Below are 22850 nucleotides of genomic sequence, written 5' to 3' on the forward strand. Positions count from 1 at the left end.
TCTGGCGCAGGTCTTCACGATCGTGCGCGGCGAAATCGACGATGGCGATGCGGCCACCGGGTGCGGTAACGCGCGCGGCACCGGCCAGCACGGCTTCGGGTGCCTGGGCATAGTGCAGCACCTGGTGGAACAGCACGGTATCGAAGCTGCGCGCGGCAAAGGGGAGTTGCGCGAAATCGCCCTGTACCAGTTCCACGCTGTCTGCCCGCAAGTGCTGCAGGCGGGCGCGGGCAATGCGCAGCATGTCGGGGCTTTTGTCGAACGCCACGACATGCGCGGTGTGGGGGGCCAGCAGTTCGGCAATGCGGCCCGTACCGGTCCCTACATCGAGCAGACGGCCAAGGCCCGCGCCCCCGGCAAGGCGCAGCAGCATTTCGGTAAGCGCGGATTCGACCGGGCCATCGGCGATGTGGAGCGAACGCAGTTCGTCCCACTCTTCGGCATGGCGGGCGAACCATTCGAGCGCATGGGATTCGCGCGAGGCGCGGATCGCATCGAGGTGCTGGCGATCTTCGGCGCACCGGCGGGCGAAGGCTGCGTCCTGCTGCTCTGCCACATCGAGCAGGCGGGCGATGGCGGCGACCAGCGGATTTTCGGCGTTTTCGGCAAGACTGCTGCGCAGGAACACCCACGCACCTTCCTTGCGGCGTTCGGCAAGACCTGAGTCGCACAGGATCTTGATATGGCGGGAGACGCGCGGCTGGCTTTGGCCCAGCACTTGCGCGACTTCGCCTACCGCCAGCTCCATGCTGGCAAGCAAGCGCAGGATGCGCAGGCGCGTGGGATCATCAAGCGCGCGAATGGCGTCGTGGATGGCCATGAGGAAAGGCATATAAAGAAACCTTTATACGTGTCAACGGATATAAGGATGTCTTTATATCAACTGTTAGCAACACATACTATATGCAGGGTGCAATCGCCTTGGGCGGCAGGTTGCAATTGCCTTGGGCCGAGTGCCCCGATAGAACCCCTGCCACTGACCGGCAATGCGTGCCTTGCACCATGATGCGTCCGGTTTGCCTGCCAATCCGCAGGTCTACGCCCGATCAGCCCGCAACCGGGCTTCATGAGAGGTAACATGATGAAGAAGTACCCGAGCCTCGCGATCGTCGCAGCCGCTGCCCTTGCGCTTTCGGCCTGCGGCAAGTCTGACGATGCCTCAGAAGCTGCCGAGGAAGATACCGTGGAAATGCCGGCAGACGAATTGCCCGCGATGGAGCCTTCGGCCGCAGCCCCTGCTCCGGCTCCTGAAGTCGACGCCTCTGCCGCAGCAGACACCGAAGCCGATGCCGCGCGCGATGCCGCCAACAATGCCGCAGCCGTGGCTGCCGCCGCACAGGCCGCTGCCGCCGAGGGCGACGAAGCCCCCACTCCGGCGCAGTAAACCTTCATGCCCGCCAGAACACCTTTACGCACAGCGCTGGTCGCCGCGCTGCTGGCCGTTCTGGCGGGCTGCAATTCTGCCGAAGAAAAGCCCGGCGGCGTTACCCGCGACGAGGCCGAAGCGCTGGATGCCGCCGCAGAAATGCTGGACAAGCGGGAATTGCCGGACCTGCCGGAAGCGACCGTTCCGGCTCAGGATGCGCCCGCGCCTGCGGCCTCCTGAAAAGACGCGCCTGCGGCTTCCTGATCGGTCATCCGACACACCAGCCATATCCGCACCGCCCCCGCCAGTCCCGGCGGCGTTTTGCTACCGATCCGGTCCGCATCGATCCGCGCCACCAATGCGTTGACGGGCACACCTTCTGCCGCCGCCGCATCGCGCAACATGTCCCAGAACAACGGTTCAAGGCTGATCGAGGTCTTGTGACCGGCGATCTCTACCGAGCGTTTGACCGGAGGGTGATAGGGCGGTGTCATCAGGCGATAGCATACGAATTATTGGGGGTGGCCGACAACCGGTATCGAAACTAAGCCCAAGACATGATCCCAAACTACGAGGCGCTGACCGAGAAGGAGAAGGAAACGCTGCGGTTGCTGGTGGGCGGGCACGATGCCAAGTCTATCGCCCGACACCTTCAGCTTTCGGTCCACACCATCCACGAAAGGCTGCGGGAAGCGCGGCGCAAGATGGGGACAGCGAGCAGCCGCGAAGCTGCGCGCATCCTGCATGAAATAGAAGGAAAACACCCTGAATTGTTGGGGGACAAGCTTTTAGGGGAAGCCTTCGGCCAGACTTCGGCGCAGCACGCCGGTCAACCAATCGAGAGCGGTAAAACGTTGCCTCTTATCGGTTGGATGATCGGAGGACTTGCGATGACAATGAGCCTTTCCCTGCTTGCCTACCTTGCGCTTTCAAGTGCGGCCCCGACGAGCGCCTTCCCAGATGCCACGCCCACAGCCGTAACCCCATCGTCAACAAGTGAAGCGGCAGCAATTGCCGCAGCGAGGTCATTCCTTGCAAAAGTCGATCAGGATGACTGGGCAGGAAGTTGGCAAGCCACGCACAGATCGTTCAAGCTGCTCAATACCGTCGAGTGGTGGACGCAGGCTTCTCGCAACGTGCGCGAAAAAGTGGGTGAGCCAATTTCGCGAGAGCTTGCGACGGTGAATTTCACCGCCGCTCCACCCAAAGGCTATTGGGTGGTGAGTTTCAAGGCGCACTACAACAAACAGGACAGCGCCGCCGAGATTCTGCAAATGGCCTTTGAAGACGGCGAGTGGAAGGTGACGGGAATTACGGTGGAATGATGGTCGGCCCCGCTCCCTGTCAGGAGCGGGGCCATCCGTTCAGTACATATGCTGGCCGCCGTTGAGCGACATCGTGGAGCCGGTGACGAAGCTGCCGTCATCGCCCGTAAGGAAAGCCACGCCGCGCGCGATTTCTTCGGCATGGCCCAGACGACCCACAGGAATCTTGGCAACGATCTTTTCAAGCACGGCTGGCGGAACGGCAGCGACCATATCGGTATCGATGTACCCCGGCGCGATCGCATTGACGGTTACGCCATACTTCGCGCCTTCCTGCGCCAGCGCCTTGGTAAAGCCGTGGATGCCCGATTTGGCGGCAGCATAGTTGACCTGGCCGTACTGGCCGGACTGGCCGTTGACGGAGCCGATATTCACGATGCGGCCCCAGCCGCGTTCGCGCATACCGGGGAACGTGGCCTTGGCCATATTGAAGCATCCGCCAAGATTGATGCGCATGACTTCGTTCCAGTCATCGAAGCTCATCTTGTGCAGCACGCCATCGCGCGTGATGCCCGCGTTGTTCACGACGATATCGATATCGCCCACTTCGGCAACGATGCGCGCACAGCCATCCAGCGTGGCCTGATGATCGCCAACATCGAAGCGATAGGCGGGGATGCCGGTTTCTGCGGTAAAGGCCCGTGCCTTATCATCATTTCCGGCATAGTTGGCCACGACCGAGCGCCCCTGCGCCTTGAGCGCCAGACAGATTGCCTGACCGATTCCGCGCGTACCACCGGTAACCACTGCAACTCGCGACATTAGCAACCTCCTAAATCCCTCTCGGGCCTTACGGTAGGTGCATGACGGAGATGCGACAAGTTGCAGAATACGTAAATGCTGCAGGTGCAGCATCGAATTGTTGCAGAGCAACCAAGAGCAAAAGTATATTACAATAGTTGTTAAAACGCAGGCGAAAGTAACTGGTGCAACCAGTTCTTCACCATATCAATCACCTGTCAGAAGCGGAACTGTGTTCCGACATAGACGGCCTGATTATCCTGCTTGCCATCTGTCAGCGGCAACAGGCGATCACGTTCCGGCGAATAACGCACACCGGCAGTGACATTGAGATTGCGGGTCAAGCGATAGCTTCCGCCGAGATCAACCTGATAATCCCCCTGCCCTTCAAGCGTGCGCGGTGCGCGACCCGCCTGATCACGGCCTTCAGCCTCGATCCGGGGGGCGAAACGGCTGGGTTTGGACGCAGGGGCAGTGGATTTGAACTTGGCCAGATCGGGCATTTCGATCCGCTGCACATCGCTGAGCGGCGAAAGGACAGTGACATTACCCGGCGCTGCGAAGCTGGCGTAACCACGGGCAAGGCCAAGATTGAAGGCCACCGGCGCGATGCGGACTGCCGAAACTCCTGCAGGCGCACTGCCATCGGCCAAAGTCTTACGCACGGAGAAAGCCTGAGCGCTGAGCGAATCAACACGAACCGCGACCGTCACCGAACGATTCGGGCGGCCATCGGTACCAGCAGGGGTGAAGCGGAACAGCTTCCCGCTTTTCAAAGCGCGGACGGTAATCTGCGAAGCGAGGCGTTCATCCACCGAAGCCGGCGTGAACGAACCGATGCCGCCGCGCGCCGCAAGGCTGACCGGCGCCGCATCAAAACCACTGGAGAAAGCCGAAGTAACCGTGGGCGCGACAAACATGGCAAGGCCCACTGCGCCACCGAGGATGAGCGGCACGCGGACAGACAGTGCAACCCCGGCAGGCAGGCGCAAGCGGCGGCGCAGCGCACCCATTCCCGCTGATTTGCTGCCCCATCCGAACATTACAAAACGCCTTATCCCCACATCGGGCGGTTCATGCAGAAGCTGCTGCCGCCCTGTCCTCCGTTATCACACCTGCACGATTGCTCTTGGGCGAATCTGTTGCAAGCGCTTTTCCGACACCCTTCAATACGGATGAACCCTGAAAGTTTCCAGTGGCCTGGAGGCAATTGTCACCGCTGACAGACTCTATCCTGGCAAGGTGTGGCGCAATGTCCACAGGTAGGCCAGAGTTCAGCGAATGTTCACGAGCAGGTCAGGCATTTGCGCCGCATGTTCATCCCGCTTGCCGCATGGCGCGCGGCGGTGATAGAGGCTCAAACCGAAGATGCGCGCTGATGGGCGCGTTCACCTGCGCGCAAACCTGCGGCGATGCCCAACGTTGGGCAGACCGCAAGCCAAGGACCGTTTCGTAGTGATCAAGACCGCCAACGCCCGTAGCAACACCCGCAAGTTCATCGTTCGCGGCATCATGATCGGGACTATGGCCGTCCTCGTAACCGCCTGCGGCAAGAAGGAACGGCCCAAGGCCGACCTCGCCGCCAGCCAGGTGACGACGATCGGCGTCAACTCCTACCTCTGGCGCGCAAGCCTTGATGCGCTGTCGTTCATGCCGCTGCTGCAGACTGACAGCAACGGCGGCGTGATCGTGACCGACTGGTACGCGAACCCGAAGAACCCCGGTGAACGGGTGAAGGTGACGGTTTCGATCGTCGATCAGGATCTGCGCGCCGATGCGCTGCGCGTGGCGGCCAGCCGTCAGGTTTCGCAGGGCGGACAGTGGGTGGATGCGCCCGTTCAGGCTGCCACGGTGCAGAAGCTGGAAGACATCATCCTGACCAAGGCGCGCGATCTGCGCCGTGCGGCCATCGCAGGCTGAACTTGCGCGAGTCATGCGCGCTGCCTAGAGAGCGCGCATGACCGCCAATACCGCTCCAGAACGCTTCGATCCCAATAGCGCCGACACTCGTTGGCAACAGGTGTGGGACGAACAGCAGTCCTTCCGCGCCGATGATTCGTCGGCGAAACCCCGCAGCTATGTGCTGGAGATGTTCCCCTATCCTTCGGGGCGCATCCACATCGGCCATGTCCGCAACTACACGATGGGCGACGTGCTGGCGCGCTACAAGCGGATGCGCGGCTTTGAAGTGCTGCATCCGATGGGCTGGGACGCCTTCGGGATGCCGGCCGAAAACGCGGCAATGGAAAAGGGCGTCCATCCCGGCGGCTGGACCCGCGACAACATTGCCAACATGAAGGCACAGTTGAAGCGGCTGGGCTTTGCGCTCGACTGGAGCCGCGAGATCGCGACCTGCGAGCCGGAATATTACGGCCACGAACAGGCGCTGTTCGTTGACCTTTATGCCGCAGGCCTTGTCTATCGCAAGGAATCGACGGTCAACTGGGACCCGGTGGACCACACCGTTCTGGCTAACGAACAGGTGATCGACGGGCGCGGCTGGCGGTCGGGCGCACTGGTGGAAAAGCGCAAGCTGAACCAGTGGTTCCTGAAGATAACCGACTTTGCCGACGAACTGCTGGAAGGCCTTTCCACGCTCGACAAGTGGCCTGAAAAGGTCCGCACGATGCAGGAAAACTGGATCGGCAAGAGCCAGGGGTTGCAGTTCCGCTTCGATCTTTCCAACGGGGAAAGTGTCGAGGTTTATACTACGCGGCCCGACACGATCTTCGGCGCGAGCTTTGTGGCGGTGGCAGCGGACCACCCTATCGCGCAAGGCGTGGCGGCGGTGAACTGCGAAGCAGCGAACTTCATTGCGCTGTGCAAGAAGGGCGGAACCACCGCTGCAGAACTGGAAACGGCCGAGAAGCTGGGCTTCGACACCGGCATCGGCGCGCGCCATCCGTTTACCGGCCAGTATCTGCCAGTCTACATCGCCAACTTCGTGCTGATGGAATACGGCACCGGCGCGATCATGGCCGTGCCGGGGCATGACCAGCGCGACTTCGATTTCGCCACGAAATACAACGTGCCGATCCTGCGCGTGGTCGCCGCCGATCCCGCCGATGCGGACAAGCCTTTTGCCGGTGAGGCCGAAGCGGGCGACGGCGTTCTGGTGAACTCCGGCTTCCTCGATGGCATGAGCGTTGCCGACGCCAAAGCGGCGGTGATTGCCCGCGCCGAGGGCGAAAGCTGGGGCGAAGGCAAGACGGTGTGGCGCCTGCGCGACTGGGGCGTTTCCCGCCAGCGCTATTGGGGCACGCCAATCCCGTTCATCCATTGCGAGGTTTGCGGCGTGGTGCCGGTGCCCAAAAAGCACCTGCCGGTAACGCTGCCCCAAGATGTCAGCTTCGATGTTCCGGGCAATCCGCTGGATCGGCACCCCACATGGAAGCATGTGGATTGCCCGCAGTGTGGCCATGCCGCGCGGCGCGAAACCGATACGCTGGACACTTTCGTCGATTCGTCTTGGTATTTCCTGCGCTTTGCCAGCCAGCCGGAAGACCGCCCGTTCGACCCGGAAGAGATCAAGCGCTGGTTGCCGGTGGAGCAGTATATCGGTGGGATCGAACACGCGATCCTGCACCTGCTCTATGCGCGGTTCTGGACGCGCGCGCTGGCGCGGATTGGCAAGATCGAAGTGACCGAGCCGTTCGGCAGCCTGTTCACGCAGGGGATGGTCACGCACGAGACTTACTATCGTGAGCACTTCTCGATGGCCGGTGCGCTAGACGATGAAGGCGTACCGATTGCTCAAACAATTTACTTTTCTCCGACCGATGTTGAACGTCGGGGAGACGAGGTTCTGCTGAAGGCTGATGGCGCGCCTGTCGAAGTCGGCCGCGTGATCAAGATGTCCAAGTCCAAGAAGAACGTGGTGGACCCGGACGAGATCGTGGCCAAGTATGGCGCCGACGCAATCCGGTGGTTCATGCTCTCGGATTCTCCGCCGGAGCGCGATCTGCCGTGGTCCGAAGCCGGGATCGAGGGCTGCGCGCGTTTCGTGCAGCGGTTGTGGCGTCTGTTCGGACAATTCGATGCGGCTGCGGTCGGCGAGGACAAGGCGCTGGACCGCAAGGCACATCAGACGGTTGATGCCGTTGCAGCCGATATCGAAGCGCTGGGCTTCAACAAGGCCGTGGCGCGGATTTACGAACTGACCGGCGCAATCGAAAAGGCGCAGCCTTCGGCCAGCCGCTCTACCGCAATCCAGAAGCTGCTTTTGCTGGTTGCGCCGATGATGCCCCATCTGGCCGAAGAAGCGCACGCGCGATTCGGCAGCGGTCTGGTGGCCGATGCCACCTGGCCCGAAGTCGATCCGGCCCTGCTGGTAGACGACGAGGTAACCGTTGCCGTGCAGGTCAAGGGCAAGCTGCGCGACACGCTGACCGTGGCCAAGGGCACGCCGAAAGACGAGCTTGAGCGCCTTGCCTTGGCTTCCGAGAAAGTGCAGCGTGCACTGGAAGGGGCGGAAGTGAAGAAGGTGATCGTCGTGCCCGACCGTCTGGTGAACCTTGTCGCCTAAGCGCCTGCTCCTTTTGGCTGCACCGCTTGTGCTGTCGGCCTGCGGACTGCAGCCGATGTATGCGGGCGGCGGCAACGGCACAGTGGCGCGCGCGCTTTCGGACATCGCGATTGCGCCGATCGAAGGGCAATCGGGCTGGCTGGTGCGCAACGCTTTGGCCGACCGGCTGGGGGCAGGCGCAAAGAGCGATGGCACGCGCTATCGGCTGGATATCCGGCTGGATGACAAGGTTGAAGGTCTGGGCCAGCTTTCCAACGACACGATCACGCGCGAACGCCGCACCTTGCGCGCGCGCTATCAACTGGTGGACCAGCAAAGCGGCGAAGTGCTGCTGGATGCCACCGCCGGGTCCGACGCCGGGTTCGACGTAGTGAACAGCGAGTATGCGGTGATCGCAGCAGAACAGACCGCGCTGGAAAACCTTTCGCAGGAAGTGGCCGACCAGATCGTCACTCGCGTTTCGGTGCGCTTGCGCCAGAGCCGTTGAGGCGGCGGTGAAGGTCACCCAGAAGAACTTCGCATCCAGCGCCGCTCGCGCGGTAAAGGATTGTCGCATCTTCTATTTCTGCGGTCCCGACGAATCGGGCGCAAGCGATGCCGCCACCCGGATCGCTGCGCTTCTGGCCGAATCGCTGGGCGCAGCGGAAAAGGTTGAACTGGGCGGAGCAGACTTGCGCCGCGATCCGGTGAAACTGGCAGATGAAGCGCGTTCCGTTTCGTTGTTTGGTGACCGGCGGATCATCCATGTGCGCGCCACGGGCGATGATGCCCACGATGCAGTCGAAAATCTGCTGGAAAGCCCGGTCGATGGCTGGCCAGTGATCATCGTGGCCACATCCGCCACTGACAAATCGCGTATCGCCAAGCTGCTGGACAACCGCGACGATGCGATGGTCGGCATGTTCTACCTGCCAGACCTGCGGTCCGTGGCCGGAACGGTGCGGAGCATGGCCGATGCGATGGGCGTGCGGCTGACCGACGATCTGGCCGAACGAATCGCCCGATCGACCGCGCTCGATACCCGCATGGCACGCAGCGAGATCGAAAAGCTGGCCCTGTTTCTCGATGCGAGTCCACAGGCCCCCCGCCCTGCCGATGCTGCGGCGTTGGACGAAATCTGCGCGGTCAGCGAAGATGATGGCATGATGCCTTTGGTGAACGCCGTGCTGGGCGGAAAGGTACGGCGCATTCCCGCAGAACTTGCCCGGATGCGCGAACAGGGCATCAACCCTGTGGGGCTGGTTCTGGCGCTTCAGCGCCGCACTGCACAACTGGTCCAGCTTACCGCGCGGATGGGTGAGCGGAGCGATGTGGACAGCTTCGTCCAGCAGGAAAAAAGTGTCTTTTTTCGGGACCGGCAGGATATCACCCAGCAATTGAAGCGCTGGCGCGGCGTGCGCCTGACTCGCCTGTGCGAACGCCTGATCATGCTGCACCGCACACTAATTGAGGACAATCGCAACGGCGAACTGGCTGTTGCGCAAGGCCTTGCCGAGATTGCGCGCGCTGCTGCGCGATAAACTGTGGCGGTTTTCCGTTATCTCGTTGTGTTGAATCTCACTATGAGACAGGAACCTGCTTGCTATCGCAGCAGCACTAGGTATTTTTGCGCAGTGCAATAAGAACAGGTCGGTCGTCACAAGCACAAGTTCGAACCTGGGTTATCCTGTCAGGCTTTGACAGGGCATCCGGGGATGAGGGGCAGCAGAAGCGATGACTAAGCACATCCCGGCAAGCGAAATGCGTGCGTCGCAGGAACGCAGGCGGGTTACCCTGCCTCTGGCACCGTCGCTGGAACAGCGGCGACTACAGCTTTATGCCGTTTTCCTGCTGCTGGATGCACTGGCCATCTTTGGTGGTCTGGGCACTGCGAGCTGGTTGTATCTGGGTGATTTCTTCGAGCGTGATTCGCTGCTGCATACGCAGGTGATGATTCCCCTGTACTGGACCATTGCGCTCAGCCTTCAGGTCTATTCGCTTACCGCGCTGCGCCGCATCAACTTTGCACGGGGACGTGCGATGGTGTCGCTCGTCGGTGCCGAAGCAGTGCTGCTGTTCGTCGGCTTCGCAACGAAGAGCACGGACGATTTCTCGCGCGTTTCGGCCATGCTTGGCCTTGCGCTGAGTATGGTGCTGCTGGTCTGGCTGCGCTCGCTGGTCTGCCCGCTGATCCGCGCACGATGTGGCGAAGCGGCAACCAATACGCTGCTGATTGATGATGGCGGCGCGGCACTGCGGGTGGCGCACGCCTTTCATATCGATGCGCGCGAACATCATCTTGCGCCCGATCTGGGCGATCCGCACATGATGGACCGCCTTGGCCTCTACATGCTCAACATGGACAGGGTGCTGGTAAGCTGCCCGCCCGAACGCCGGGCCGCCTGGGCGCTGGTGTTCAAGAGCGCGAATGTTTCGGGCGAAATCGTCGATCCTGATGTCCGCACGCTGGGCGTCATCGGCGCGCGGCGCGAACGCGATTACGGCGCGCTGATCGTCGCCAGCGGACCGCTGGGCCTGCGCGCGCGCGTGATCAAGCGTGCGCTTGACGTGACACTGGCTGGCGGCGCGGTGCTGGCTTTGGCACCGCTCCTGCTGCTGGTGGCACTGCTCGTCAAACTGGAAGACGGTGGCCCCGTGTTCTTCGTGCAGAAGCGCACCGGGCGCGGCAACCGCTTCTTCCCGATCTTCAAATTCCGTTCGATGCGCGTGGAAAAGCTGGACGCCACCGGCAACCGCTCCGCCAGCAAGGACGATGATCGCATCACGCGCATCGGTCGCTTCATCCGTGGCACGAGCATCGACGAATTGCCTCAGCTTTTCAATGTTCTGCGTGGCGAAATGTCTGTCGTCGGGCCGCGCCCTCACGCTATCGGGTCGCTTGCCGGGGACAAGCTGTTCTGGGAAGTGGACCACCGCTACTGGCTGCGTCACTCGCTCAAGCCCGGCCTGACCGGCCTGGCGCAAGTGCGCGGGCTGCGCGGTGCGACCGACACCGAGAACGATCTTGCTCACCGTCTTCAGGCTGATCTCGAATATCTCGACGGCTGGACGATCTGGCGTGATCTGAAGATCATCGTCAACACCGCGAGCGTCCTGATTCACGACCGCGCGTTCTGATCCGTCCCCGTTAGAACCGGAAGGTTTCGCCTTGCCTACACGGATAGGGTCGTCAGCCAGCAGGGCTGGGCGTGGCTGGACACGTCAGTCCGGGCACTTCCGCCCGCAACCGCTCCGCACGCTTGGCGAACGAGCGGTGCGTGGGCGCGCGCAGAAAACCCAGCCAGTCCCGCTTGCGCAGGCGATCGAAGAGAACAACGCCCGCAGTCGCATCATAGCTGGCGCAATGGATCAATTTCAGACCCAGCGAATCCGCTGCGTCTTCCATCCGGCGACGCTTGCTAATACCGCCACCGCTGCGGTCGCGATGGATGATGTGCGCCAGTTCATGCCCCGCCACCATTGCCAGTTCATCGTCCGTGGCGGAAAGCGTGACGAGGCCGGTGGAGATCGAGACATTGCGCGCATCGCTGTGCGCGTCGATGCTGCGATCGGCTTCCAGAACCAGTCGCGCGGCGCAGTGCCGAATGGGCAGCAGCGCCACAGCCCTGCTCTGGCCATTGCGACGGACCACCAGTTCGATCAATCGATCAGGCTGGGTGGCAGCGATATCGCCCAGCAGGGCTTCGGCAACCAGCGGCCCGGCCTTGCGACGTTCAACAATCGCGTCGACGCTGTGGCCGCCGACAGATTCGATTTCGTCCCCCACGGCAAGCCCGGCAAGAGCAGCCGGGCTATCGGGCACGATCACCGCAATGACGGGGCGATCCGCCATGCCGAGCGTGCTGGCCAGCAGCGGCCAGTCGGCCTTGCGATAGGCGCGGCGATCATCGAGCACCACGCCGATGTCCGCAGCGGCAGTGGGGCAAAGATCACCCGCCGCCTGCCGCAACTGCCATTCGACCTGCGCAACGCGCGCCATGTCGAAACGCAGGCGCACCGGCCACGGGGCATCTGCGGGCAAAGGATCGGCAGCACGCGCTGGATTGACAGCCAGCAGCGCCAGTCCGCCAAACATCATGGTGCAGCAGCGCATCCAGACTTTGCCGCGCCGATGCGTGCGAGTTCCGATCATTGCGATGCCATTCCTTCCCGGCCCTTTTGCTTCGATGCCTCGTGCTTCGACGCCTCGTGCTTTGACAGGGGTCGCGGCGCCCCTGCGCGAAAAGGGATATGCGTTTACGCTTATGCCGCATTGCACCATTTCGACATGCTTGCTAGGTCCAAAATGGAACTAACGAAGGGTCTAGTCGAACGAGAGTTCGAACAGCCGCTTCATCAAAGCCGTCTGCAACCAGCAAAGCCCGCTCAAAGCGCGCGAATCATGCAAGCCGACAGGAGTTTACTTTGAAAATCGCCATTCTCGGCCTTGGCTATGTGGGTTGTACTGCAGCAGGATGTATTGCCAGCCAGGGGCATCACGTGCTTGGCATCGATGTAAGCGCGGGCAAGGTCGAAACGCTCAATGCCGGACGCTCTCCGGTTTATGAGCCGGGACTTGACGACCTGATCAGCAAGGCACGCGCCGAGGGCCGCCTTGAAGCTGTAACCGAGATCGGTGACAAGCTGGACGACGCCGACATCGCCATCGTCTGCGTCGGCACGCCAAGCGGCGTGGATGGCGCCCACAACATGAGCTTCATCGTGCAGGTGACGCGCGCCATCGCCGCGTCGATCAAGCCTGACCGCGCGCAACCGCTGACCGTAGTCTATCGTTCGACCATGCGCCCCGGCACGACCGAGCAGATGATCCTGCCGATCTTCCGCACTGCGCTGGGCGATGCGTGCGACCGGCTGGTGGAACTGGTCTACAACCCCGAATTCCTGCGCGAAGCAACTGCGATCGAGGATTACTTCAATCCGCCCAAGATCGTGCTGGGCACGATTGACGGCACGCCGTCGGAAAAGATGGTCGCGCTGCACGAAGGCATCGAAGCGCCGATCTTCCACGTCGGCATCCGCGAGGCCGAGATCACCAAGTTCGTCGACAACACCTGGCACGCGGTGAAAGTTGCCTTTGCCAACGAAGTTGGCCGGGTGTGCCAGAACCTCGACATTTCGGCGCGGCAGGTCCACCAGATCTTCGTCTCGGACACGAAGCTCAACATTTCGCCGTACTACACCCGTCCCGGCGGCCCGTTCGGCGGATCGTGCCTGCCCAAGGACGTGCGCGCATTGCAGCATATCGCTGCCGATACCGGCGCGCAGACGCATCTTGTCGATTCCCTGCTGCGCAGCAACGATGCACACAAGCACCACCAGTTCCTGCAAGTGACACAGGGGCTTGAACCGGGTGCGCGGGTGCTGCTGGTGGGCCTTTCGTTCAAGGCCGATACCGATGACCTGCGTGAAAGCCCGGCGGTAGACATGGCGCGCAAGCTGCTTGATGCGGGCTATGCGCTGGATGTCTATGATCCGCAGCTGAAGCCTGAAAGCCTTGTTGGCCAGAACCTTGGCTATGCCTATGCAATTCTGCCGACCATCGACGGACTGCTGGTAGACAAGGCCACTGCCGAAAGCGGCGACTATGCTGTGGTCGTCGCCACCAATCGGCTGATCAAGGATCTGTCGCTGGGCAACAAGCGCGTGGTCGATGTGAGCGCGATTGCATGAACGCCCCGGTCGCCTCCACCGACTTCGAATTTCCCACGGAGATTCCGGGCCTTCCGCTGAAAGGCAAGAAGGTTCTGATCGTGGTCGAGAACCTGCCGCTGCCGTTCGACCGGCGCGTCTGGCAGGAAGCGCGCACGCTCAAGGCAGCGGGCGCGCTCGTCTCGATCATCTGCCCGACCGGCAAGGGATACGAGAAGCGTTTCGAGGTGATCGACGGCATCGATATCCACCGCCATCCCCTGCCCATTGAGGCGAGTGGCGCGCTGGGCTTCCTGCTGGAATATGGCGCAGCGCTGTTCTGGGAAACGGTGCTGACGTGGAAGATCTTCTTCAAGCGCGGGATCGACGTGATCCAGGGCTGCAATCCGCCTGATCTGATCTTCCTGGTCGCGCTGCCGTTGAAGCTCTTCGGCGTGAAGTACATCTTCGATCATCACGACATCAATCCAGAGCTTTACGAAGCCAAGTTCGACAAGCGCGGCTTCTTCTGGAAGCTGATGGTCCTGTTCGAAAAGCTGACGTTCAAGTCCGCCGATGTCTCGATGGCGACCAACCAGTCCTATCGCCAGATCGCGATAGAGCGCGGCGGAATGGACCCGGACAAGGTTTTCGTGGTGCGCTCCGGCCCTGATCTCAGCCGTTTGAAGCGCGTGCCTCCGGTCGATAGCTGGAAGAACGGACGCAAGTATCTGGTCGGCTATGTCGGCGTGATGGGCGATCAGGAAGGTATCGACCTGCTGATCGATGCGGTGGAACACATCGTCCGCGTGAAACAGCGCGAGGACATCCAGTTCTGCCTCGTCGGCGGCGGCCCGAGCCTTGCCAAGCTTAAGGCACTGGTGGCGGACAAGGGGTTGGCGGATTTCATCCACTTCACCGGCCGTGCCCCCGATCAGGACCTGTTCGAAGTGCTTTCGACGATGGACGTCGGCGTGAACCCTGACCGGGTAAACGCGATGAACGACAAGTCGACCATGAACAAAATCATGGAATACATGAGCCTCGAAAAGGCGATGGTGCAGTTCGACGTGACCGAGGGCCGTTTCTCGGCGCAGGAAGCCTCGCTCTATGCCAAGGCCAACGATCCGGTCGATATGGCGGACAAGATCATCGAACTGATCGAAGACCCGGCGCGCCGTGCCGAAATGGGCAAGTTCGGACGCAAGCGCGTGGAAACCGAACTCAACTGGGGCCACCAGATCGCGCCGCTGATCGCAGCCTATCGCAAGGCGCTGCGGCTGGATGCCTGAAATGGCCTCTCATCGCCTCGCGCCCCTTGCTTCAGCGGCGACGCTGGCGTCCGGCCCGTGCGGTGTAGAGCCATGCCAGCGCGCCGGTCATCACCGTGGCGCCAATATCGATTATCCAGTTGAGGCGCGGTCCGCGATAGAGCAGCACGTCAAGCATGTGCAGGGAAACCACGCGCACCACGATCAGCAGCGCCATACCTGCACAGGCAAGCCCCGCCATCAGGGCGATGCGGGAAAGACCGCTGGACCGCAGCACACCGCTTCTGATGAGCTTGGCCGCACCGACCACACTGGCAATACCGGCAGCGATGATGATGCCGCTGGCGATTGCGGCCTGATATTCGCGCCGCTCGGCATAAATATGCTCGTCGCGCAATTCGCCCCGCAGCAGCTGGCGCGCCCCCTCTTCGATGCCAAGCAAACGCGAAGCGGCGCAACCCACGAACAGCGCGATGGCAACAATCCATACCGTGCGATGCCAGCGCGGCGCACCGCGCCCGGCTTGCGCGGCACCTGCCGCGCGCAGGGCAAGGATCGCAGTTACGATATAGAACGCCGCCGCCACGAGGCCCAGCAGTTCGGTAGACTTGTGCATCGCGAAGGAAAGCTCCCGTTCCGTAAACAGGTGATCAGCCGGTTTGCTGCTTCGCAGCATCAGCCATCGCGTGCTTCCTGCCAAAGTGCCACAGGCCTGTCCAGAACTGGCAGAACGTGGCAGTTTTCACACCCTAGGCCAGACTTGCGCCAGAGGTGTGCGGGGGGTATGCGGTCAATACTTAATATGCCGAATAGTTTTTCAGGCAGTTTTTCAGGGTGAAAGCCAGCATGGACAATACAGTGGCTCGCTGCGCTGCAAGAACGGCATTCCTTTTCGGGGCCGCCATAACCATCGCCGGATGCAGCACAGGCCCGGCAACGCGGGTTGGCATGGCCGCGAACGCCCCTGTCGCAGAACTGGGCCAGACCAGCTTCTCCGCAGATGAGGCCGAGGTTTACACGCTGCGCCCATCAGATGTGGTTTCGGTCACCGTGTTCCGCGAACCCGATCTTTCGGTGCAGAACATTCCCGTCGGCGCTGACGGAATGCTTTCGCTGCCACTCGTCGGCCCGATCAAGGTCGAAGGACTGACCACCGGTGATCTCGAACGCACCGTGGCCGAACGTTTGGCCAAGAGCCAGCTCATCGATCCGCGCGTTTCGGTAAACGTCATGCAGTTCGGTTCGCATCTCGTCACGGTCGAAGGTTCGGTCGAAAAGCCGGGCATGTTCCAGTTCAAGCCGGGCACGCGGCTGACGGGGGCAATCGCGCTGGCCGAAGGCCTTAAGCGTGAAGGCAAGCTCAGCGACGTCGCGATCTTCCGTCAAACGAAGGATGGCATCGCAGTGGCCAAGTTCGATTACGGCGCGGTGCGCGCAGGCACGATGATGGACCCGGTGCTTCTGCCCAGCGATCGCGTGATCGTTGGCACTTCGGGCCTGTCGCTATTCTGGCAGGATCTGATCAAGGCGCTGCCGGCCTTCGCGCTCTTCACACGCTTCTGACGGCCGCCTTCACGCAGCCGATCGCGCACAGAATTCCAGAAGGTTTTGACCCGAATGACGAACGCCAGCCTGACCCGATCGCCTTCCGAGCAGTATCTGCTCGATGATGCTGAGGCCGCCGGTGGACCCGCCAGCCTGATCAGCCTTTCGATGATCCGGGGCATCCTCTACCGCCAGCGCTACATGCTGGCCGGAATCATCGGTCTGGCGCTGGTCGCGGCTCTGGTCATCACCCTGCTGACGCGCCCGATGTACAGCGCCGCCGCTACTGTGCGGATCGAGCCTTTCATCTCCTACATCGTCAACGGCCAGAACATTTCGCCGGAAATTCCGGTCAACGAAGTCGACCGCTATATGCAAACGCAGTCGACGGTCATCACCAGCCGCAAGATCGCCTATCAGGTGGTCGATGCGCGCAAACTGGCCGATCGTGAGGATTTCATCGGCGAACTTGCCAAGGTTCGCCCTGAAGGCGTGGACGATGCTGCGTGGAAGACGATGCGACGCGAAGCTGCTGCCGATATCGTCACCGGCGGTACGCGCGTCGTCATCCCGACTGAAAACCGGATCATGACGATCGCTTTCAATTCGCCCAGCCCGACCATCGCGGCCGAACTGGCGAATGCGATTACCGATACGTTCGTGCAGGAAGACGTGCGGCGCAGCGTCGAAACCAATACCTATGCCCGCAACTACCTCCGCGATGAAATCACCAAGCTGCAGCAGAAGGTGCAGGAAGCCGAAGTCGCGACCAATGCCTATGCCAAGATCAACGGCATCGTTGCGCAGGCACCCGTAATCTCAGCCGCCACTGATGGCCAGGCCAGTCCGGCGCAGACGGTGAAGGTCGCCACGCTGGCGAGCGTCAACCAGACCTATACCGAAGCGCGCGCCAAGCGCATCGCTGCCGAGCAGCGCTGGAACGCCATCGCCAATGTGCCAGCCACGCAACTGCCCGAAGTGCAGCAGAACACTGCGATTCAGGCGATGATCACCGAGCGTTCGAAGGCGATCACCGAACTTTCGCAACTGCGCCAGCGCTATGGCGAAGGCTATCCGCGACTTCGCGAACTCAATGCGCAGGTCACCTCGCTGACCACGCAGATCAACAGCGCAACCGCCGGCATCAAGAACAGCATCCGTGACGAATACCAGATCGCACAGCGTCAGGAAGCGGCGCTGGAAGGCGAACTTTCCAAGGTTTCGGGCGATACGCTGGTCGAGCAGGACAAGCGCGTGCGCTACAACATGCTGGATCGCGAAGCGACCGCGCTGCGTGCGCAACTTGCTTCGCTGCTGACTCGCTACAACGAGATTTCGGCTGCGGCCAACCTGAACTCGGGCGTCAGCACCAAGCTCGACATGGCGCGTACCCCCGGTGGTCCGGTTTCGCCCAGCTTGCCCAAGAACATGCTGATCGGCCTGTTGCTCGGCACAGCGCTGGCCGTGGGTATCGCCATCCTGCGCGAAATCTTCGACGATCGCATCCGCAGCACCGACGAGGTGGAGCGCAAGCTTGGTCTGCCTCTGCTGGGCTACACGCCCGACGTGGGCGACCGCGATCTGGCCGAGGAAGTTTCGGACCCGTTCAGCGTGCTGATGGAGGCCTACTCCTCGATCCGCAGTTCGGTGGACTTCGTGGTCCCCGGCAAGCATCGCGTGCTGCAGGTTACCAGTTCGGAACCTTCGGAAGGCAAATCGCTCACCGCCGCTACCATTGCCCGCAAGTATGCGCAGCTTGGCCGCCGCACGCTGCTGATCGACGCCGACTTGCGCAAGCCTTCGCTCTTTGCACTGTTCGGCACCAAGCGCCCGGACACCGGCTTTGTCGAAGTGCTGCTGGGTGATGTGAAGTTCGAAGACGCACTGATCAAGGGCACGCCTGACAATCTCGATGTGCTTCCGGTCGCCCGGTCGAAGATCAACCCGGTCGAACTGCTGTCGTCACAAGTGCTGATCGATTTCGTCGAGCAGTACCGCGAACAGTATTCGCTGATCATCTTTGACTCCGTGCCGGTCATGGGCCTTGCCGACGCGCCGCTGCTGTCCCGCATTGCCGATGCCACGATCTTCATCGTCGAAGCCAACCGCGCTCACTATGGCCAGGCCAAGACTGCGATCCGTCGTCTGGCAAGCGCCGGTGCCAAGCTGGCGGGCGTTGTCCTGACCAAGTATCGCGCGGGCGAAGCCGGCATGGCTTACGATTACCACTACCAGTACTACGCCTACGGAGATCGGGCGAAGGACTGAGGGGAAACCTGAGAAGCAAGCGGGGAAGGCAAACTTCCCTGACAATGACTGTAACGCCGCAGCCGGCAGGAACGGCAAAAGCCATCCCTGCCTGTTCGCGGAAGTCTTTGCGCATCCTTCGGGATGGTTTCTTGAGGAGCAGTTGCGTGAACCTCGACGAGCTGAAACCCGAAGGAGGGCGCAAGCCGCTGATCCTTCATGTTTCAGCGGACTTTCCCGATCCGATCGACGGCGGAAAGACCAAGGTGATTCGCACGCTGCTGGATCTGACGGCGGACAAATTTCGCCACCGGGTGATTTCCATAAACCGCCAGTCGCCCGCACCTGCCGCGTTGCTGGGTTCCGTCGTGCGCGGGCTGGGATCGCCCAAGCTGGAAACGGAAAGCCAGGCGTTCGAATGGGGCGAGGCGCTGGCCTATCGCGCTCCGGGACGCGGGCTTTTTCACAAGACCATGTTGCGCCAGTTGGGTGACCGGATCGCAAATAGCGTCGCAGGGGGCGAAAGGCCTGATCTGATCGTCGGACACAAGCTGACGGTCGATGGCATTGCGGTGATGCAGGCCGCGCGCAAACTGGGCCTGCCCTATGCCATCACCATACAGGGCGATACCGACACCAAGATCCTGTCTGCGCGCCCCGATCTGCGTTCTGTGTGCCGCCAGGTGCATCTAGGTGCAGTTCAGACGACCGCCTTTGCACCGTGGGCGCTGGACGCTGTGGAAGCGACACTGGGCAAGCGGACAGGCCCCGTTTCCGTAGTGCCCTGCCCCACCGAAATAGACGCGCCGCGCAAACCTGTGGTCGGCGGCAACGGCTTGCTCAGCGTGTTCCATCTGAAAAGCCACGCCCGCAAGAACCTGTCCGCAACGGCGCAAGCGCTGCGGCTGCTGGCGGCAGAAGGGCGGACGTCGCATCTGGCGATCTGCGGCGGCGGCAGCGATGCCGATATGGCAGCCGCACGCAAAGCGGCAGGCACCGCGCCGGGACTGACTTTTGAAGGATCACTCGACCGCGCGGCAGTGGGCGCGCGGATGAACGCGGCGACCGGGTTCGTCTTGCCATCGCGCCGCGAAACCTTCGGCCTTGTGTTCATCGAGGCGCTGTTTGCGGGGCTGCCGGTGATCTATCCCGCCGGACAGGCCGTTTCCGGTTACTTTGACGATTGCCCGTTTGCGATTGCGGTCCCCCCCGATGATCCGCGCGCGCTGGCCAATGCGATGGCGCGCCTGATCGACGAGGAAGCCGCGCTCAAGGCCGCGCTGGAATTGTGGCAGCAATCACCAGCCGCGCACCGCTTCACCCGCGCTGCCATCGCGCAGGACTATGCCGCAGCGCTGGACAAAGCCCTCGCGCCATCCCCCACTCTTGTTACCGGAGCGGCCTGAATGCCCATTTCCCGTGCCCCGCTGACCACCACCCACCCACACGGCTATGTGCTGGTGCGGGCCGATCGCAAGCTGGGCCTGCTGCGCATATCCAAGAACGCATCGACCGAATCCAAAGTCCGGCTCGATTGCCGCGACTGGATTGCATTCGATCAGTTCGACGGTCCCAGCGTGGCCTTCCTCCGCGATCCTTATGGCCGCTTTCTCAGCTCGATCCCCGAAACGATGCTGCGCGTTACCCATTTCCAGATCGAAGACCCCAGCCGCAAGGATCGCGTGACCGCGCCGGAGGACGTCTATCGCGAACTCTGCGCCATTGCGAAACTGCCGATCGAACAGTTCGCGCAAGCGTTCTTCGAACTGGTCCGATACAGCTTCTTCGACGCGCATCACGAACCGCAAGTCAGCTTTCTGGCCGACCGGCGCGGCACACTGCGGCTTGACCCGTATCTGTACCGCACATCGGCCTTCGATCAGGCGCTGGACCAGATCGAGGCACGGTTTGGCGTGAAGGCCGTGCCAGTTGCCCAACAGAGCAACAAGGGCGGTGCAAAGCCGCTCGCCGGGCGCAGCAAGCCGATCGACATGGCCCGCAAACTTTCGGGCACCGGGGTTTACAAGCGGGTTGAGCACGGCGGGCCGCTGATGGTGCGTCACGGCGGTGGCACCGATGGTCCGACCACGATCCGCGAAATCAATGTCTGGTGCAACCAGTTCACCGCCGAACTGAAGCGAGCGGCCCTCCCCGCCAGCCTGCGCGCAGGGATCGAAGAGCTTTATGCCGACGATGTGGCATTGTGGCAGCGGATCGAGGCCGTGGGCGGCGATGTGCCCGCCAGCACCATCTGGGATGCCGCCAATGCTCCCGCGAAAGGGGCTGCGGCATGAGTGCCGTGTGGACCCCCAACCTGATCATGCCGGGCGTGGCCAAATGTGGCACGACCACGCTTTACGACCTGCTGGTGAGCCATCCGCGCGTGACCGGCGGGATCGAAAAGGAAGTGCGCTTCCTGATGGACGCCGAAGACGAACTGGCCACCGCACAGAACGTGCGCGATCTGGGCGTGGCGGGCTGGGCCGATCAGTTTGCGGACAAGGGCAAGGGCGATTTCGACATATGGCTCGATGCCTCGCCCCAGTACCAGTACCAGCAGATCGCGCTCAGCACGATTGCCGCGCTCGCCCCGCAGCCCAAGGTGCTGTTCGTGGTGCGCAAGCCATCGGCGCGGCTGTTCTCGCTCTATCAATACGCGCGCTACCATCACAAGCGCCTGCCGCACGTAACCTCGTTCGCGCAGTTCATCGACGAAATCCGCCCGCCGGTGGACAATCGGCTGAACGACCAGAAGATGATGGTCAACGCATGGGCCGACAGCCACTATGACCAGATGCTGGCGCGCTGGAGCGCGGTGGTGCCGCCCGAACGGCTCTATGTGACCTCGGTGGAAGAACTCGGCGCTGACCGCGACGGCGTTCTGACAGACATCGCGCACTGGCTGGGCATCGACCCCGTCCCGCTGCTGACGTCCGAGGTCGACCGGTCAAACCCCACCGTGAAGACCCGCAGCCGCCTGATCCGCATGGTCGGCGGGCGCGCGGCAAAACTTCTGCCGGAAACGCCGCTGGTGCGCCGCATGAAAACCTTCGTGCGCGAAATGAACTCCGCCCCGCTCGATCGCGACGAAGTGAAACAGAACGCAGACCTTCTTGCCCAACTGGACGCCGAATTTGCCCCTTCGATGGCAAACTTTGCCGCCCTGCGCGCCAAGCTCGGCCTTGCGCGAAATCGATCCGAATTGGTATGAAACCGGAATATGTGGACGAATCCGATGAAACGGGGGGCCGCAGCAACACCCGATCGGAAAATCTAAGAGTTACGGCCGAGAGTTCCGGGGAGAATTTTCTGGCAACCCAAGGACCATTTGGTCCCGAGAACGGATTTTAGGACAGATGAGCATTCTTGAACTTGAAGATACCGCTGTCGGCCTTCCTTTTTTCAATGAAGAGCAGGCACGTGAGGCAGGTCGCGCGCGGGCTGACGAGTATCAGAACGCGGACCCGTTCCCTCACATCGTCATCGATGATTTCGTGGACTCGACGTTTCTTCGCAAGGTGATTGCCGAATTTCCGTCCAATTCGGGACGCACGTTCGCGCGTGCGCAGGAACTGAAGAAGACGCAGTTCCATCCGGCAGAGTGCAGCCCTTTTATCCGCCACCTGCTTAATGAACTGAATAGTCAGGCATTCCTCGCATTCCTGCGCGAAATGACCGGAATGAAAGGTCTCGTTGCTGACCCGTATTATACGGGCGGCGGTCTGCATGAAACCAAGCAGGGCGGCCTTTTGGGCGTTCATGCCGATTTCAACATGCACCCCAAGATGAAGTTGCAACGCCGCATCAACTTGCTGATCTACCTCAACGAGGATTGGGATGATTCCTACGGCGGCAAGCTCGAACTTTGGGATCGCGGGATGACCGCCTGCCAGAAGAGCGTTGCGCCGGTGCTGGGACGAGCGGTGATGTTCAACACCGACCTCGACAGCTACCACGGGCACCCAGACCCTTTGACCTGCCCGCCAGACGTATCGCGCCGGTCAATCGCCACCTACTACTACACGGCCTTTGAAGGCAGCGAACGGCTGGCACCAAAGCGGACAACAGCATTTCAGGCCCGCCCCGGAACGACCGACAAGTTCGATTTCAAACTGCACATGCGCCATTTCCTGCGCGATTGGGTGCCACCGATCATCCAGCGTAAGATGAGCGCCCGCAAGCCGAACGACATCGACACCTGA

General features: G+C 61.8%; 22 protein-coding genes. 16 read left to right on the forward strand and 6 right to left on the reverse strand.

The features are described 5' to 3' along the window. On the reverse strand, positions 1–820 hold an 820-nt coding region (locus ACOVQ0_RS09170), incomplete at its 3' end, for an ArsR/SmtB family transcription factor (RefSeq protein ID WP_421883255.1). Between the two features lie 258 nt (positions 821–1078). On the opposite strand from ACOVQ0_RS09170, the gene ACOVQ0_RS09175 reads away from it, so the two are divergent. Then, the gene (locus tag ACOVQ0_RS09175; protein WP_421883258.1) at positions 1079–1384 is read left to right on the forward strand and encodes a hypothetical protein; all 306 of its coding nucleotides are present in this window, start codon (positions 1079–1081) and stop codon (positions 1382–1384) included. A 6-nt stretch (positions 1385–1390) separates the two neighbouring features. Further along, complete coding sequence (locus ACOVQ0_RS09180) at positions 1391–1606, forward strand: hypothetical protein (protein WP_421883261.1); 216 nt, start codon at positions 1391–1393, stop codon at positions 1604–1606. On the opposite strand, the gene ACOVQ0_RS09185 is transcribed toward ACOVQ0_RS09180, so the two are convergent. Then, positions 1576–1860 carry a ribbon-helix-helix domain-containing protein gene (locus ACOVQ0_RS09185; RefSeq protein WP_421883264.1) on the reverse strand — a complete coding sequence of 95 codons (285 nt, stop codon included), beginning with the start codon at positions 1858–1860 and terminating at the stop codon, positions 1576–1578. The two genes, ACOVQ0_RS09180 and ACOVQ0_RS09185, sit on opposite strands and share 31 nt — an antisense overlap. A 63-nt stretch (positions 1861–1923) precedes the next feature. Here ACOVQ0_RS09185 and ACOVQ0_RS09190 point away from each other — a divergent pair, with 63 nt between their 5' ends. Beyond that, the gene (locus ACOVQ0_RS09190) at positions 1924–2691 is read left to right on the forward strand and encodes a DUF4019 domain-containing protein (RefSeq protein WP_421883267.1); all 768 of its coding nucleotides are present in this window, start codon (positions 1924–1926) and stop codon (positions 2689–2691) included. A gap of 39 nt (positions 2692–2730) precedes the next feature. Here ACOVQ0_RS09190 and phbB read toward each other — a convergent pair whose 3' ends face one another. Both phbB and ACOVQ0_RS09200 read right to left on the reverse strand, forming a co-directional pair. Then, positions 2731–3453, reverse strand: coding sequence for an acetoacetyl-CoA reductase (phbB, locus tag ACOVQ0_RS09195; RefSeq protein WP_421883270.1), 723 nt, complete (start codon positions 3451–3453; stop codon positions 2731–2733). A gap of 197 nt (positions 3454–3650) precedes the next feature. Then, positions 3651–4445 (reverse strand): hypothetical protein, encoded by a 795-nt coding sequence (locus ACOVQ0_RS09200; RefSeq protein WP_421883273.1) that lies wholly within the window; start codon positions 4443–4445, stop codon positions 3651–3653. A 499-nt stretch (positions 4446–4944) separates the two neighbouring features. On the opposite strand from ACOVQ0_RS09200, the gene ACOVQ0_RS09205 reads away from it, so the two are divergent. The 5 genes from ACOVQ0_RS09205 (at position 4945) to ACOVQ0_RS09225 (ending at position 11074) form a co-directional block, all read left to right on the forward strand. Continuing rightward, the gene (locus ACOVQ0_RS09205; RefSeq protein ID WP_168851307.1) at positions 4945–5352 is read left to right on the forward strand and encodes a DUF3576 domain-containing protein; all 408 of its coding nucleotides are present in this window, start codon (positions 4945–4947) and stop codon (positions 5350–5352) included. A gap of 37 nt (positions 5353–5389) precedes the next feature. After that, positions 5390–7957, forward strand: coding sequence for a leucine--tRNA ligase (gene leuS / locus ACOVQ0_RS09210; protein WP_421883276.1), 2568 nt, complete (start codon positions 5390–5392; stop codon positions 7955–7957). Positions 7958–8012: 55 nt separating this feature from the next. Continuing rightward, entirely contained in the window at positions 8013–8444 is a 432-nt protein-coding gene (lptE, locus tag ACOVQ0_RS09215) for an LPS assembly lipoprotein LptE (RefSeq protein ID WP_421883358.1), read from the forward strand. Positions 8445–8451: 7 nt separating this feature from the next. Beyond that, positions 8452–9477 (forward strand): DNA polymerase III subunit delta, encoded by a 1026-nt coding sequence (holA, locus tag ACOVQ0_RS09220; RefSeq protein ID WP_421883280.1) that lies wholly within the window; start codon positions 8452–8454, stop codon positions 9475–9477. Between the two features lie 193 nt (positions 9478–9670). Continuing rightward, a complete protein-coding gene (locus tag ACOVQ0_RS09225) occupies positions 9671–11074 on the forward strand; it encodes a sugar transferase (protein WP_421883284.1) in 1404 nt (467 codons plus the stop codon). A gap of 52 nt (positions 11075–11126) precedes the next feature. On the opposite strand, the gene ACOVQ0_RS09230 is transcribed toward ACOVQ0_RS09225, so the two are convergent. Next, on the reverse strand, positions 11127–12089 hold the full coding sequence (locus ACOVQ0_RS09230; RefSeq protein WP_421883287.1) for a M48 family metalloprotease: 963 nt from the start codon (positions 12087–12089) through the stop codon (positions 11127–11129). 272 nt (positions 12090–12361) lie between these two features. Between ACOVQ0_RS09230 and ACOVQ0_RS09235 the strand changes: the two genes are divergently transcribed. Then, complete coding sequence (locus ACOVQ0_RS09235; protein ID WP_421883290.1) at positions 12362–13627, forward strand: nucleotide sugar dehydrogenase; 1266 nt, start codon at positions 12362–12364, stop codon at positions 13625–13627. Beyond that, a complete protein-coding gene (locus ACOVQ0_RS09240) occupies positions 13624–14877 on the forward strand; it encodes a glycosyltransferase family 4 protein (protein ID WP_421883293.1) in 1254 nt (417 codons plus the stop codon). The genes ACOVQ0_RS09235 and ACOVQ0_RS09240 overlap by 4 nt, the downstream gene beginning before the upstream one ends. Before the next feature lie 31 nt (positions 14878–14908). On the opposite strand, the gene ACOVQ0_RS09245 is transcribed toward ACOVQ0_RS09240, so the two are convergent. Further along, complete coding sequence (locus ACOVQ0_RS09245) at positions 14909–15472, reverse strand: hypothetical protein (RefSeq protein ID WP_421883296.1); 564 nt, start codon at positions 15470–15472, stop codon at positions 14909–14911. A 332-nt stretch (positions 15473–15804) separates the two neighbouring features. On the opposite strand from ACOVQ0_RS09245, the gene ACOVQ0_RS09250 reads away from it, so the two are divergent. The 6 genes from ACOVQ0_RS09250 (at position 15805) to ACOVQ0_RS09275 (ending at position 22850) form a co-directional block, all read left to right on the forward strand. Next, complete coding sequence (locus ACOVQ0_RS09250; RefSeq protein WP_421883299.1) at positions 15805–16419, forward strand: polysaccharide biosynthesis/export family protein; 615 nt, start codon at positions 15805–15807, stop codon at positions 16417–16419. 54 nt (positions 16420–16473) lie between these two features. Then, on the forward strand, positions 16474–18669 hold the full coding sequence (locus ACOVQ0_RS09255; RefSeq protein ID WP_421883302.1) for a GumC family protein: 2196 nt from the start codon (positions 16474–16476) through the stop codon (positions 18667–18669). A gap of 146 nt (positions 18670–18815) precedes the next feature. Beyond that, entirely contained in the window at positions 18816–20054 is a 1239-nt protein-coding gene (locus ACOVQ0_RS09260) for a glycosyltransferase family 4 protein (RefSeq protein WP_421883304.1), read from the forward strand. Beyond that, positions 20055–20942 (forward strand): hypothetical protein, encoded by an 888-nt coding sequence (locus tag ACOVQ0_RS09265; RefSeq protein ID WP_421883307.1) that lies wholly within the window; start codon positions 20055–20057, stop codon positions 20940–20942. Further along, positions 20939–21859, forward strand: coding sequence for a sulfotransferase (locus ACOVQ0_RS09270; protein ID WP_421883310.1), 921 nt, complete (start codon positions 20939–20941; stop codon positions 21857–21859). The genes ACOVQ0_RS09265 and ACOVQ0_RS09270 overlap by 4 nt, the downstream gene beginning before the upstream one ends. Positions 21860–22004: 145 nt before the next feature. Continuing rightward, positions 22005–22850: a 2OG-Fe(II) oxygenase gene (locus tag ACOVQ0_RS09275; RefSeq protein ID WP_421883312.1), complete on the forward strand. Its 846-nt coding sequence runs from the start codon at positions 22005–22007 to the stop codon at positions 22848–22850.

The organism is Novosphingobium sp. (assembly GCF_049240505.1).
GTDB lineage: Bacteria > Pseudomonadota > Alphaproteobacteria > Sphingomonadales > Sphingomonadaceae > Novosphingobium.